The 15087-nt window shown below is 49.4% G+C and carries 8 protein-coding genes and 1 pseudogene; 4 read left to right on the forward strand and 5 right to left on the reverse strand.

Annotated features, from left to right (window positions below):
- Positions 1-16: 16 nt before the first annotated feature.
- The 3 genes and pseudogenes from KYK14_RS03510 to asnB form a co-directional block, all read right to left on the reverse strand.
- The gene (locus KYK14_RS03510) at positions 17-1354 is read right to left on the reverse strand and encodes a UDP-glucose dehydrogenase family protein (protein WP_219156890.1); all 1338 of its coding nucleotides are present in this window, start codon (positions 1352-1354) and stop codon (positions 17-19) included.
- A gap of 127 nt (positions 1355-1481) precedes the next feature.
- A pseudogene (locus KYK14_RS03515) lies at positions 1482-2153 on the reverse strand (glycosyltransferase family 2 protein).
- Between the two features lie 31 nt (positions 2154-2184).
- Positions 2185-4092: an asparagine synthase (glutamine-hydrolyzing) gene (gene asnB / locus KYK14_RS03520; RefSeq protein WP_219156892.1), complete on the reverse strand. Its 1908-nt coding sequence runs from the start codon at positions 4090-4092 to the stop codon at positions 2185-2187.
- Between the two features lie 124 nt (positions 4093-4216).
- Between asnB and KYK14_RS03525 the strand changes: the two genes are divergently transcribed.
- Positions 4217-4705 (forward strand): acyl-CoA-binding protein, encoded by a 489-nt coding sequence (locus KYK14_RS03525; protein WP_185282701.1) that lies wholly within the window; start codon positions 4217-4219, stop codon positions 4703-4705.
- Between the two features lie 91 nt (positions 4706-4796).
- Here KYK14_RS03525 and KYK14_RS03530 read toward each other — a convergent pair whose 3' ends face one another.
- Together KYK14_RS03530 and KYK14_RS03535 are read right to left on the reverse strand one after the other, a co-directional pair.
- Positions 4797-5699, reverse strand: coding sequence for a hypothetical protein (locus KYK14_RS03530; RefSeq protein ID WP_219156894.1), 903 nt, complete (start codon positions 5697-5699; stop codon positions 4797-4799).
- A gap of 112 nt (positions 5700-5811) precedes the next feature.
- Positions 5812-7233: an FAD-binding oxidoreductase gene (locus KYK14_RS03535; RefSeq protein WP_219156895.1), complete on the reverse strand. Its 1422-nt coding sequence runs from the start codon at positions 7231-7233 to the stop codon at positions 5812-5814.
- Between KYK14_RS03535 and KYK14_RS03540 the strand changes: the two genes are divergently transcribed.
- The 3 genes from KYK14_RS03540 (at position 7232) to KYK14_RS03550 (ending at position 14991) form a co-directional block, all read left to right on the forward strand.
- Positions 7232-7954: a C40 family peptidase gene (locus tag KYK14_RS03540; RefSeq protein WP_246601657.1), complete on the forward strand. Its 723-nt coding sequence runs from the start codon at positions 7232-7234 to the stop codon at positions 7952-7954. The genes KYK14_RS03535 and KYK14_RS03540 overlap by 2 nt on opposite strands.
- A gap of 247 nt (positions 7955-8201) precedes the next feature.
- Positions 8202-11306 (forward strand): TonB-dependent receptor, encoded by a 3105-nt coding sequence (locus KYK14_RS03545; RefSeq protein ID WP_246601658.1) that lies wholly within the window; start codon positions 8202-8204, stop codon positions 11304-11306.
- A gap of 157 nt (positions 11307-11463) precedes the next feature.
- A complete protein-coding gene (locus KYK14_RS03550; protein WP_219156899.1) occupies positions 11464-14991 on the forward strand; it encodes a TonB-dependent receptor in 3528 nt (1175 codons plus the stop codon).
- The last annotated feature ends 96 nt before the right edge of the window (positions 14992-15087 follow it).

Consider the following 15087-nt stretch of genomic DNA (forward strand, 5'->3'; position numbering starts at 1 on the left):
TTAGCTATCAGCTATTCTAAGCTGGCTCTTTGTGGGCGGTTTTAACGCCGATGCAATGGTAGGCAAAACCTATTTCGCGCAGCTCGGCTGGGTCGTAGATATTGCGGCCATCGAATATAACTTTGTCCTTCAATAACTTACCTACTACCTCGAAGCTGGGTGAGCGGAACTCAGGCCACTCCGTTACGACCAACAGCGCATCGGCATCTACCAAGGCCTCGAAGGGGTCTTTAGCGTAGGTGATACGGTCGCCTAGCGAGTGCCTGGCTTCTTCCATCGCTACCGGGTCATAGGCCGATACGGTGCTGCCTTCGGCCAGCAGCTTCTCGATAATAACCAGTGAGGGCGCCTCACGCATGTCGTCGGTTTTGGGCTTGAAAGACAGGCCCCACACAGCAAATTTTTTACCGCTCAGCTCACCGCCAAAGTGCTTGCTTACTTTATCAAACAGCACTTCCTTCTGGGCGTCGTTCACGTTTTCCACGGCCTTCAGCACCTGCATCTCGTAGCCGTTTTCGGAAGCGGTCTTGATGAGGGCCTTCACGTCTTTGGGGAAGCAAGAGCCACCGTAGCCGATGCCGGGATAGATAAAGCGGTGGCCAATACGGACATCGGAACCGATGCCTTTGCGCACCATGTTCACGTCAGCGCCCATGATTTCGCACAGGTTGGCAATGTCGTTCATGAACGAAATCTTGGTAGCCAACATGGAATTGGCTGCATATTTCGTCATTTCGGCCGACGGAATATCCATGAAGATGATGGGGTGGCCGTTGAGCAGGAACGGCTTATAGAGGCGGCTCATCACCTCTTCGGCCCGCTCCGACGAAATACCGACCACAATGCGGTCAGGTTTCAGGAAGTCGTCGATGGCAGCACCTTCTTTCAGGAACTCGGGATTGGAAGCTACGTCAAACTCGATGTTGGCACCGCGCTTGGCCAACGCATCTTTCAACTCCTTGTGCACTTTAGCAGCCGTGCCTACTGGTACCGTACTCTTGGTTACTACTACGCAGTAATCGTTCATGTTCTCGCCAATACCACGGGCTACGGCCAGCACGTATTTCAAGTCGGCGGAACCGTCTTCACCGGGAGGAGTGCCTACGGCAATGAATGCCACATCACACTCTTTGATAGCCTCTGCCAGATTAGTAGAGAAATTCAGGCGGCCAGCCGACACGTTGCGGCTTACCATTTCCTCCAAGCCCGGCTCGTAGATGGGTAGTATCCCCTTGTGTAGGTTATCTATTTTCTTTTGGTCGATGTCGATGCAGGTTACCTCAATGCCTACCTCGGCAAAGCATGTACCCGTTACAAGGCCCACATAGCCCGTACCTACTACTGCAATTTTCATAATTGATGGAAAAAAGTCTGGTATAACTTCAGTGCAAAGGTGAAACAAAAAGAAGTAGGAATCATGGATTATCTCAATAATCCATACCTAATAATGCAATAAATTGCCCACACCCCGTCACGCTACCCTATTTTTTGCCTTCAGCATAGGTGCGGCCATAGCAGCTGATTCCTACTCCATAGATGCGTATACGGGGTAAGTGGGCTACTTTGAGCGTTACTTTCGGCTCAAAGCCGAAGCGTTTTTCCGCTAGCGTCAGGCCCTGTACGATATCGCGCCAAAAAAGTTTATAACACGTTTCCATATCCGTCAGATTGAGGTTGGCGAACGAATTGGTCAGCATGGTTAGCCAATGACTGCTGATACTGTGCCACAAAAACAGTACCCGATGAGGACTACCCCCCATAAAGCGTGAGCCATATACCAAATAGGCTACCCCACGCAGTACAGGTTGCAGCAGTAGGTTGTATTCGGCAGGATCATATTCCAAATCCGCGTCCTGAATTACGATGTAGTTGCCGGTAGCGGCTCTTATACCGATATGCAGCGCCGCTCCTTTTCCTTAATTCACTGCATGTTTGTGGTACTGCAAAGACAGGTTAGGGTGGTTGGCTTGGTACTGCTGCACGGCGTGTGCCGTATTATCCTCAGAGCAATCGTCAACAATAATTACTTCTTTGGCTAGGTTGCTAAGCAATTCCACCGCTTCTATCTGCTCCAGTATTTTAACAATCGTTGCGCCTTCATTATAAGCCGGAATCACCATAGAAAGCTTACTGACCGGCGCAATAGAACTCATGCAGCAAAGAGAAAACCTAGAGTGGAAGTAGCTACGCTTGCATCCATTTTTTCCACCACCACTGAAATACGATAAGCGCCCAGATGCGGGCGTGCACGTCGCCGGGGCTACGGGAGAATAGTTGGGTTTTGAGGGCGCGAATAGCTCCTATGTCGAAAATCCCTTGGGCTTCGATGAATGCATCGGAAAGCAGGTCATCTTCAATCAGCGGACGCAGCTCGCCGCGGAACCACTTAAGCAAGGGCACTTCGAAGCCGTGCTTGGGACGCTTGTATAGCTCCTCGGGCAACATAGGCCGGAAAGCATCCTGCACAATCTTCTTTTTCAGATTCTCGTCAATTTTGCTCGATACCGGTAGGGAGAAAGCAAAGTTAACCACATTGTGGTCCAGAAACGGCGGACGCACCTCCAACGAGCAAGCCATGCTCATTAGATCTACCTTAGCCAACATATCGTAGGGTAGCACCAGCTGTACATCGGTGAGTAGTACCTCATTCAGGTCACCGTCGGCGTGCAGGTGTTGCAGAATGTCTTTGCGGCGTTTGTCGGCTAGCTTCTTGTTGATTTTCTCCTGGGCAGCGGGGCTGAGCAGACTACGCGCATCGGTGGCCGAAGCAAAGGTAGCCCAATCCCAATACCGATCTTTGGGGCCGCTGAGCATGCCGCGCGAAAAGCGCTGGAATTGCCGCACCCGGTTGCCAAAGAATGAGTTGCGTGATTTAGGCAACACATCCCACAGCAGGTTCAGGCTGGTCACGGCCTCGGCCTTGAAGCCGCCCTGCCGCACCTGAAACTCCCCCATGTGCTTGTTATAGCCCGAAAATAGCTCATCGGCCCCATCACCGGACAGGGCCACAGTTACTTTCTCGCGGGTGCGCTTGCTCAGAATATACACCGCCAATGCTGAGGAATCAGCGAAGGGCTCATCGAGATAGTTCAGCACATCGAAGATGTGGTCGTATAAATCCTGGTTGGTAAGCGAGAAAACCGTGTGATTGGTCTTATAGCGGTCGGCTACCAGCTTGGCGTATTTAGTTTCGTCGAAAAACGGCTCGTCGCGGTAACCAATGCTGAAGGTGTTTAGGTGCTGCGTATGACGCGAGGCCAGTGCCACTACCACAGATGAATCGATGCCCCCGCTCAGGAAAGCACCCAGCGGCACGTCGGCTACCAGACGGCGTGATGTGGCATCATCGAGCAAATCAACCAGCTTTTTCTGTTGCTGCTCGTAGCTGAGTTTGTTCTTTTGGACCTTCTTGGGGTCATAGGGCACTTTGTACCAGCGCTTGCGCACTACCTTCTTGCCTTTGATATAAAGATAGTGGCCGGGTAATAATTTCTTGACCCCTTTGAAAATAGTGGCCGGACCCGGAATGTAGTTCAGCTGCAAATAATGACTCAGCGATGTATAATCCAGTTTACGTGGCACGCCCAGCGCCAGCAGCGACTTCATCTCGGAGCCAAATAGTAATTTGTCTTCGTCGCGGTACACCAAGATGGGCTTCTCCCCCATTCGGTCGCGGGCAATGAATAAGGAGTTTTCCTCTTTATCATAAATCGCCAAGCCGAAGAATCCGTTGAGCTTCTTCAGAAAGTTTCGGCCCTCAGTGATATAGAGTTGAAGAATAACCTCAGTATCGGTCTGGGAATGAAAGCGGCAGCCTTTTGCTACTAGCTTTTGCCGCAACTCCTTAAAGTTGAATATCTCCCCGTTAAAGACAATGGTATAGCGCTCCGACTCGTCGGTCATGGGCTGGTTGCCATCGGCCGACAAATCTAGAATGGCCAGACGGCGGAAGCCTAAGCCTACGCAGTCGTATACGTATTGCCCCCGCGAGTCGGGGCCGCGGCTCTCAATGGCATCGGTAGCGGCGGGTAGGGCGGCCAGCGTCGTGCGACCCGCATCAGTAAAGGCGAATGTTCCGGTAATTCCACACATAGCAGTGGGTAAAAGTACGAAGTCTGCGGACTACCCTGTAAATAAAGTGCCAGATACCTCCGCAACCAAAGCCCGGCTGGTTTAGTACACCTTGGTACCTGCTCACCCTCAGCCTCCCTTTATTATGAATCTGCAAGAACAAATGAGCCTACAAAAGCAATTTGAAGTCGCCATTACGCGCGTAGACGCCCTACCTGCCGAAAAAGGCGCTGAACACATGACTGACCTCTACGGTCTCTACAAACAAGCCACCGACGGCGACCACGACACTAAACATGACGAGGTAGACACCGACGACCACGACAATCCCAACGGCCCTGCCGGCCTCTCACAGGCACAGTGGGACTCGTGGAGCAAGTATAAAGGAATGCCCGAGGAAGAAGCCAAACGTCAGTATGTGGCCTTAGTCGAAAAAATTGCCGGCCCGGTAGGCGAGGCGGCTAATATTATCACTGGAAACGGCCAGCCTGCTACTGCTACTCAGGTAAATCCTGCTGGTACTGCCAGAGTTGATGATCCGCAGCCTGGAAAATCGGCCCCTGGTGGCTTGCAAGGTAACCTAGAAAGTGGCACTCCTTATGGTGGCGAAGATGACTTAAAGCTAAAGCCATAAATTTAGATAATGGTAATTTGTTGGCTATTAATGCCTCATGCTAACAAATTACCATTATCTAAATTTATTTCAGCAGAACATATATTTAACTTTACAAACAAATTTGCTCGTTCTTAAAATAAGCATCAGAATAAAAATATTTATTAAACCTTTCTACACGATCATACTGATGCAAAATATTTGGCGTATACTTATTATATGTCAATAATTTGTCTTTTAATTCCATCTTATCTTCTAATTCAGAATTAATTGTTAAAACAATATTTCCATTATCATACTTTTCAGCAAAAGGAATAACATTACAAAAGATCATATAGTTAAATATACCTTGATCCATACCTAAAATATTCAAAGGAATCTTGTGCTCAATGCAGGTTTTCATAAAAGCCCTTAAAAAATTTAGTATTCCATCATAAGTACCCATAATTGTTCCAGAGCAAAAAATAGGTTCAGAAGCCATTTGACTAAGCACCTTTTTGCCAAAGCCCTGTTCTATCCAAGCTCGGTTATGAGATTGATCAATTAACTTAACACCTGGCGCCTCGCGAAATACAGCCAATATAGAATCTAACCCAAGGAAAGGGTTTTGCTGAAAGACAACATCTCTGACATCAGTGATAAGTATTTTATCATATACTTCATTATTAATAAGATAATTGTAATAATAAGCGTATCGAGCTGTTTGTCGTTCATACAAATAGATGAAATATTTAATAAATTTAGATTTAAAACCTCCAATATTAGCTTGTAAGTAATTATGGACAGCAGTTTGAGCAGGCTTTTGCATAAGAAGCTTACCCAACAATCTTTTGAATATTGTCTTCCTGAATACCGGCTCGAACAGTATATCAATATCAAGCTGCATCTTTACTTCAGGAGGAATATGTAAATTATCATCAGCAATTAAAACTAACTTACCTTTGTACTGGCATTTAATTAGCGAGAGTACAAATGGCTTAATTTTTTCAAATGTATAGCCAATTGCCAGACCCATGATTAGATTACGCTGCATGTTGATACAGTATTTTTTAACAGAAAACGAAATTTATTTTTTTAAGCATCTATATCAAATTCAAACCCTTCGTTATCTTAATCTATTCGATTTTTCACTCTGTGGACTTGAAAATTTTACCCGGATTCATAATACCATGCGGATCAAATACCTTCTTGATGCCGCGCATCAGGTTGAGATTGGCTTCTTTTAACGCGATGCCGATATAGCCTTGCTGCACTAATCCGATGCCATGCTCGCCGCTGATTGTGCCGCCTAATTTTACACACAGCTCAAAGATTTCGGAAATAGGCTTGCGCAGGCCTACATTCCATTTTTCGTCGTCTAAGTCGCCGCGGATGATATTGACATGTAGGTTACCGTCGCCAGCGTGGCCGTAGCACACACTCTTAAAACCGTAGCGAGCCCCTATCTCCTTCACGCCTCGTAGCAGGGTAGGCAGCTCCGCGCGGGGCACTACCGTATCTTCTTCTTTGTACACCGAGTTGTAGCGCACCGAGTTGCCAATGTTGCGACGAATTTTCCACAACTCGTCTTTCTGTGTGGCGTTATCGGCCAGTAGGATTTCGCCTACGTCGTAGTTCTCCAGTACTGTATATACCTGCTCGGCCTCTTTATACAGATCATCCAGGTCCTGGCCGTCCAGTTCGATAAGTAGATGTGCTGTAATATCATCTGGCAGAGTAAGCGGAATTTTCAGGTAATCGGAAGACCACGCAATAGCTTCGCGCTCCATAAACTCCATACCCGATGGGATGATACCCGCCCGGAACACTGCCGATACTGCCTCTGCTGCCTGTGCTTCCTGGCGGAAGGGTACCAGCATTAGAATGTTGTGCTTAGGGTAGGGCAACAGCCGAAATACCACTTTTGTGATGATGCCAAGCGTACCTTCCGAGCCTACCATCAGCTGAGTTAGGTTGTAGCCAGTAGAGTTTTTGAGCGTATTGGCTGCTGTCCAGATGATATCACCGGTAGGTAATACCACTTGCAGATTTAGTACGTAGTCGCGGGTAGTACCATATTTCACCGCTTTAGGACCACCACTGCTATGGGCCAGATTGCCTCCTAAAAAGCAACTACCCTTGCTGGCCGGATCAGGAGGGTAGAACAGTCCCACGGCTTGCACAGCCTGCTGAAATGCTTCATTTACTACCCCTGGCTCTACGGTAGCCTGCAAATTGCGCTCATCGATTTCAACGATTTTATTGAGCCGATCGGTACTGAGCAATACTCCATTGTGCACAGGCAGGGCCCCGCCGCTTAAGCCAGTACCAGCGCCGCGGGGCGTCACCGGAATGTGGTGTTTATGGCAGAGATGCACAATCTGGCTGATTTCCTCAGCGTTAGCGGGTCGGAGAACCACATCGGGTGCGTAGTGTAAGTCCTCGGTGTGGTCGCGGCCGTAGTCGGCGTACGCATCGGCTTCAGCGTGCTGAGCGGTTAAGATGTATGCCGGGCCTACTATTTGCTCGAAAGCAGCAATCAGCTCGGGAGTGAGAGACTGGAAATTCATGGTAGAAAAAGAACAAATGACCGATTCACCTATCTTTGTGCCGATGCAGGCATCCATCGCGAAGGTACAGTATTCGGAGCAGGCGCGGCGGCTTTTCACTATTTTCCTGATGGGGATAGTGTTGTGGCTCAGCTCCTGCAACGGCACCCGCAAAGTAAATTACCGCAACGGCCGCTATTACTCGGCCCGCGATATGGCCCGCATGAAGGCCGAGGATCGGCGCCGCGGCACCAGCCGGAGTCGCCCGATGGCCCGCACCAAGACCCGAAAGGCCCTACCCTCCGGCCGCACCAAGATTGTGGTGAAACGCAGTTCTCTGCCAGCTAATGTGCCGCGCGAAATGGCCACTGTCATTGCCACGGCCCGCTCCTACCAGGGCACTCCTTATAAGTTTGGTGGCACCTCCCGTTTGGGTATGGACTGCTCAGGGCTGCTCTATAATTCATTTGCAGCTATAAACGTAGCCATTCCGCGCTCCTCCAACGAACAGGCCGCTTGGGGCGACCCCGTGAAACCCCAAAACCTACAAGTAGGGGATTTAATATTCTTCGGCGCCAATCCTGGCAGCGGCACCATTACGCACGTGGGTATGGTGACGGAGTCTAGCACCGAGGGAGTGCAATTTATTCATGCATCCAGCTCATTGGGGGTTACTGAAAACAGTCTGGAGACAGATTATTACCTCAGCCGGTTTATTAAGGCTGTGCGTCCTAGATTATAATTAATTGACAATTAACTTTATAAGTAGATTTCTTTCAATTGACTCCTTTACAACGTAACAATTTCTTAACATTATCTCCAACAGCAGAACTATTACTTTTGCGGCGTTTTTCCTTAGTCCTTAGCGAGCTTTTTTTCACTTTTTCCTTCTCTTTATGAGACAAACACTTTTACGCAACTTGCTTGTGCTACTGCTGACAGTTTTGTCAGTACAGCGTGGCTGGACGCAGGGGGCTACTACGGCGGCCATGAACGGTACCATTACCGATCAGACTGGTAGTGGCCTACCCGGCGCCACCATCATTGCCGTGCATACGCCCACCAACACGCAGTATGTAGCGCCTACCAATTCGGATGGACGCTTTAACATTCAGGGTATGCGCGTGGGTGGTCCGTACTCAGTGCGCGTAACGTTTGTGGGCTACCAAGACGTAACCCGTGATGGTATTTTTCTGACCCTCGGCCAGAATCTGCGCTTAGATGTTAATCTGAGCGAATCGACGCAGCAGTTGGGTGAGGTAGTGGTTTCAGGCCGCCGCGACCCAGTAATTAATTCGGGCCGTACAGGAGCCGAAACGAACGTGAGCCGTGCTCAGATTCAGAATCTACCTACTCTAAGCCGTTCATTAAACGACTTCACTCGTCTTTCCCCCCAAGCTAATGGTGGTGGTAGCAGTTCTATTGGTGGAGCCAATAACCGGTATAATAATATCACCATTGACGGCGCTGTCAATAATGATATTTTTGGACTAGCTAGTAGTGGTACACCTGGAGGTCAGGCTGGTACTACTCCTATTGCGCTGGATGCTATTGATCAGATTCAGGTAGTAGTTGCTCCTTATGATATAACGCTAGGCAACTTTGCTGGTGGTGGTATCAACGCAGTAACTCGCTCAGGTTCAAATGATCTGTCGGCTTCCATCTATGGTTTTGGACGTAATCAAAATACTATTGGCAAAAGCGTTACTCGTGATGCTAATGGCAATCGGACACGCGTAGATGAGTTCTACAACTACCAAACTGGTTTCCGAGTTGGTGGTGCTGTTGTGAAGGATAAAGTATTCTTTTTCCTAAATGCCGAAATTGCTCGTAACAGCACTCCTCTAACCTTCTTACCTGGTACGGATGGGTCTACGTTGGATCCTGCTGTTATTAATGAGATTGGTTCGCTAGCTCTCTCTCGCTACGGTTATGAGGTAGGAGCTACGGGCGAAATCAACCGTCGCACGCAGAGTAACAAGATATTTGCTCGCTTAGACTTCAACCTTTCGGAAAACAATACGCTGACGTTGCGTCATAATTTCATTGATGCTTTTGATGATAATATTTCGCGTAGTTCTAACCAATTCCGTTTTGGTAACAACGGTTACCGTTTTGATAACTCGACTAATACCTCAGTAGCAGAATTGAATAGCCGCTTAGGCCGCTATTCCAATAAACTAATTCTGAGCTACAACAGAATCCGGGATCAGCGTAGTACGCTTGGAGAGTTGTTCCCCCAATTTCAGATAACAGAAAATGGAAATACCTATGTACTGGGTACAGAACGTAGCTCGGCTGCCAACAGTCTGGATCAGGACATTGTAGAATTGACAGATAACCTGACGGCTGGCTTTGGTAAGCATACGCTCACTGTAGGCACGCACAACGAATTCTATAAGTTCCGTAATCTGTTTCTCAACAACGGCAACGGATACTATACATTCCGTTCGCTAGCCGATTTTCGTAATAACCGGTCAAACCGAATTCAAGCCGCCTACCCTACTGCTGACAATGGCGAAGCCTCCTTCTCAGCTTTACAGTTGGGTTTCTACGCACAAGATCAGTACGCACCAATAGAGAATCTGCGTCTGACCCTGGGAGTTCGTCTTGATATCCCCGTATTCTTCGATAAGCCCGGTTTCAACCAGGGCGTAACCACACAATTTGGCAGCGATTTGCGCACTGATAATGTACCTAGCGGCCAGCTTCTGTGGGCACCCCGTCTAGGCTTTAACTGGGATGTGAACAACGACTCTAAAGTGCAAGTGCGTGGTGGTACAGGAATCTTCACGGGCCGAGTGCCGTTTGTTTGGATTTCAAACAGCTACACCAACAGTGGTCTAATTCAGGGCGCAGTTGACGTGACAAACCCAGCAGCTACGCAGAATGGAAATGGCCAAGTAGGAGTATTGACCGACATTTCACGCTTCCCAAGCTATTATAGCTCTGGTGCTGTTAGCACATCACAAATCAATCTACTTGGCAAAGACTTTAAGCTTCCTCAAGTATGGCGCACCAACCTCGCAGTTGATTTCCGCCTACCCGGTGATGTAGTAGCTACCGTTGAGGGTATCTATTCTAAGACGATCAACGATATTTATTATCAAGATATCAACTTAACGGATCCAGTTGGTCGTCTAGCCGGTCCGGATCAACGGCCTGTATATGCTGCTGAGACGAAAGACAGGCGCGTTAATTCTAACTATACTAACGTTTACTTGTTGCAAAATACCAGCCGTGGCTATCGGTATAACGCAACAGCTCAGTTGCAGAAGCAATTTATCAGTGGCTTGAATACGTCGTTGTCCTACACATATGGGGTTGCAAAGGAAATCAACAGTGGTTCCAGCAGCACAGCCTCATCCAACTTCCAGTTCAATCAGATTGTGGCCGATCCTAATAACCCCGAGTTAGGCTACTCTCGCAACGACCAACGCCACCGTATTCTGGCGACTGCTGGTTATAAGTTCACCTACGCTGGTGAAAAGCTTGCCACTACTATCTCAGCTGTATACGAAGGTTATGCTGGCGCACCCCTTACGTATATATACGGCAACAACAGTGACCTGAACCGAGATAATAACTTCGGCAACGACTTGCTCTACGTACCCCGCGATGTGCGCGACGGTAATGAAATCATTCTTGTGCAGACTGCAGCTGACCGCACAGCTAACCGAAGCTTGTCACAAATTCAGGATGAGTTTAATACTTTCATTGAGAACGACCCCTACTTGCGCAGCCACCGTGGCCAGTATGTAGAGCGTTTCGGCGCACGTTTGCCCTGGACCCACCAAGTGGATTTGCGCGTTGCGCAGGATTTCAACTTCATGGCTGGCGGAAAGCGCAACACGATCCAGATTACTTTTGATATTATCAATGCCGGTAATCTGCTGAATAAAGATTGGGGTCGTCAGTACTTTGTCAACAACAATGCTGCTGAAATTCTACGTGTAGAGTCAACTGGCCCTAATGTGCAACCTACCTTCTCATTTCCCAGTTCTTACGTGAGCAACGGCAACCGGGCATATTCTATCGCTCCATTAGCTTCACGCTGGCAGGGTCAATTAGGCATACGTTATATTTTCAACTAATTGCTTAGCAATTTCATTAAAAAAGGGTGGAGAAATCTCCACCCTTTTTTTGTGTCTTAGCTATATGATCATTAGCCATCACATCATAACAATTTAGTAATACTACAGCAGAGGAGTCGACACTTACATTTGTGCCGTTTTTCATTTAACCCTCTGTATGAAACACAATTTTACACGTTACTTAGTGGTAGCGTTGCTATTGCTAATTGCCCACGTCGGCTGGACGCAGGGCGTAACTACTTCCGCTATGAACGGTACGATTACCGATCAAACGGGAGCAGGTCTACCTGGTGCTACAATTATTGCGGTACATACCCCCACCAACACGCAGTATGTGGCCCCTACCAACTCGGATGGCCGCTTCAACATTCAAAACATGCGCGTAGGTGGCCCCTACACCGTACGCGTGACCTTTGTAGGCTACCAGGATTTCCTACGTGAAGGCGTGTACCTGACGCTGGGTCAGAACCTGCGTCTGGATGTGAACCTGAGCGAGGCAGCTCAGCAACTGGGCGAGGTAGTGGTATCGGGCCGTCAGGACCCTGTTATCAACTCCAACCGCACGGGTGCTGCTACCACGGTACAGCGCGAACAGATTGAGCGCCTGCCTACCCTAAATCGTTCCCTCAACGACTTCACCCGTCTTACGCCACAGGCCAACGGCCAGAGCTTCGGCGGCCGCAACAGCGGCTACAACAACATTACCATCGACGGTGCCATTTTCAACAATGCTTTCGGTCTTAACTCAACGGTAGGTGGTCAGGCCAGTGCCCAACCTATTTCGTTGGATGCTATCGACCAGATTCAGGTGGCCATTGCGCCGTACGACGTACGCCAAGGCTCTTTCACAGGTGCTGGTATTAACGTAGTAACCCGCTCGGGCACCAACAAATTTTCGGGCTCGGTGTATGGCTTCTATCGCAACCAGGACTTGGTAGGCGATAAGGTAGGCGACGTCAAAAACCCGTACCCAAGCTTCAACCTGAAAAACTACGGCTTTCGGGCAGGTGGTCCTATCATCAAAGACAAGCTATTCTTCTTTGTCAATGCAGAGCAGGAGCGCCGTACTGACCCGCCGACGGGCAACTTCACGGCTAATCGCTCCGCCACGGCGCCGGCTGCCGGTTCGCAGACTTCGCAGGTAAATGCCAATGACCTCGATTTCCTAAGCAACTTCCTACAGCAGCAGTACAGTTACAACCCCGGTCCCTACGAAGGCTACAACCAGCGCGCCAACAGCGACAAGGCCACAATCAAGCTTGACTGGAACATCAACCAGAACAACCGCTTCAACATCAAGTACAACTACTTGAAGTCGTACGCTGATATCAACCCGAGCACCTCGGGCGCTATTGGAGGTAACCGCGCACAGTCGCAGTTCGGTTTGCCGTTCTTCTCGTCGTACTACACCATCAACAACAACCTGAACTCGTTCATTGCCGAGTTGAACAGTACTATTGGCGGGGGTAAGTTCTCGAACAACCTAACGGCTGGCTATTCTGCTTTCCGCGATTTCCGCCAAAGCCCCGGTGGATCTATTTTCCCGCTGGTAGATATCGGCAATAGCGCAGGTCGTAGCACTTCTACCGCCGCTATCAACGGCATCCAAGCTTCTAATACCCTAACCTCATTCGGCTACGAACCTTTCACGGCCTTCAACATACTGAACTCCGACGTATATCAGTTAGGTGACAACTTCACGGCCTACCTCGGCAAGCACAACGTGACGGTGGGTACTTATAACGAGTATTATAAGTTCCGTAACGGCTTTGCTCCCAACTACTACGGCAACTATTCCTTTAACTCCCTAGAGGATTTCTACGCCTCGGCTGGGTATAACTACACCCGTAGCAACGGCACCAGCATGCCATCGATTGAGCCTCTCGGCACCGGTATTTCACGCCCCGGCCCGGCACGCTATAATCTGCAATACTCTGCCCTACCCGGTGGCGAGTTTCCTTATGCCGACATTCAGGCTATGCAGTTGGGTTTGTATGTGCAGGATGAATGGTCGCCGCGCAGCAATTTTAAGCTGACTTACGGCATCCGTGCTGACCTACCCTTCGTGGCTTCGGATTTGCTGCAAAACACCAACGCAGCGAATCTGACTTTCCGCGATGGGGTAAAGATCAATACTTCTGCTACACCGAAAGAGCGCGTGCTGTTCTCGCCTCGTGTAGGCTTCAACTGGGATGCCAACGATAACAAGAAAACGCAGGTACGGGGTGGTACGGGTATCTTCACGGGTCGCGTGCCTTTCGTGTGGCTTTCCAACCAGGCCAGCAACAATGGTGTGCAGTTTGGCTCGTATAGCCTGAGCGGCTCCAACACGGTTAACCCCGTATCGGGCACTCCTTCCTACTTCAATGGCGATGCGAATGCCTACCGCCCGGAGAATGCCTCGGCCAATACGGCTTATAACCTAGCTGTAACGGACGAAGACTTTAAATTTCCGCAGGTGTGGCGCTCCAACCTGGCTATCGATCAGCAGTTGCCCGGTGGCATTATTGCTACCCTGGAAGGCTTCTATACGAAAGACCTGAACGCCGTCTATCACCAAAACGTGAATCTGCCTCAGCCACTGACTTATGCGGTGGGCGCGACAGAAAATAACCGCATCTATGCCGGCGACCGGCGGCCGATTTTCTATAGTTTCGGTGCAGCCCAGACGGGTGCAAACGCTGGCTTGGTGAACATCACCCGCAACGAACGAATCTACGGAGGACAGGGCACAGCATCGGCTTCCAACCCCAACATCAGTGATGCTATCCTGATGAAGAATACCAACAAAGGCTATTCGTATGCCGTGACGGCGCAGTTGCAAAAGTCGTTTGTGAGCGGCTTCTACGTTAGTGCGGCGTACACCTACTCCGACTCGCGCTCGGTGAATGATGGTGGCTCGATTGCCCAATCTATCTGGCGTGACCGGCAGATATCCGGCGACCCAAATGCTGATGTATTGAGCTACTCGCAGTTTTTGCAGAAGCACCGCATTATTGCGTCCGGCTCCTACCGCAAGGAGTACCTGGGCCACTTGGGTACCACCATCTCTCTGTTCTATGAGGCTGCCCCGCAAAGCCGCTTCTCCTATGTGTACGCAGGCGATATGAACGGTGATAACCAAAACGCCAACGACCTGATGTACATCCCGCGTAATGCTAGTGAAGTCAACCTGCGTGACATTGTGTTCTACACTGATTCACGCAACCTGACAGGAGAATACGCTCGCTATACCGCCGCTCAGCAATATGCTGATTTGACTGCTTACATTCAGCAAGACGATTACTTGAGCAAGAACCGTGGTAAGTATGCTGAGCGCAACGGTGGTATTCGCCCCTGGCAGAATCGTCTGGATGCCCGTCTGTTGCAGGATATCTTCACCAACATTGGTGAAAACCGTAACACGCTCCAACTCAGCATCGATATCTTTAATATTGGCAACCTGATCAACAGCGACTGGGGTGTGTTCCAGACGCCGAATAAGGTAAACCCAGTGTCATTCTCCGGCTATAATGCGCAAGGGCAGCCGGTATATACCTTTCCCTATCTAAATAACCCTACCCGTAATGCTACCACGGGGGCCGTTACGCCAGGTACCCCGCTGACTAAAACCTTCCGCAATGACACGGGTGGTATTGGCTCACGCTGGCAGGGCCAGATTGGTCTGCGCTACATCTTCAACTAGTTCAGAAGGTTAGCATTCTGAAACAGGGCTGGCATTGGTGCCAGCCCTGTTTTTTTGACAAATATTTCAGTGCTGCCCTTGCGGATACCAAAATCT

The organism is Hymenobacter profundi (genome assembly GCF_019334315.1).
Lineage (GTDB): Bacteria > Bacteroidota > Bacteroidia > Cytophagales > Hymenobacteraceae > Hymenobacter > Hymenobacter profundi.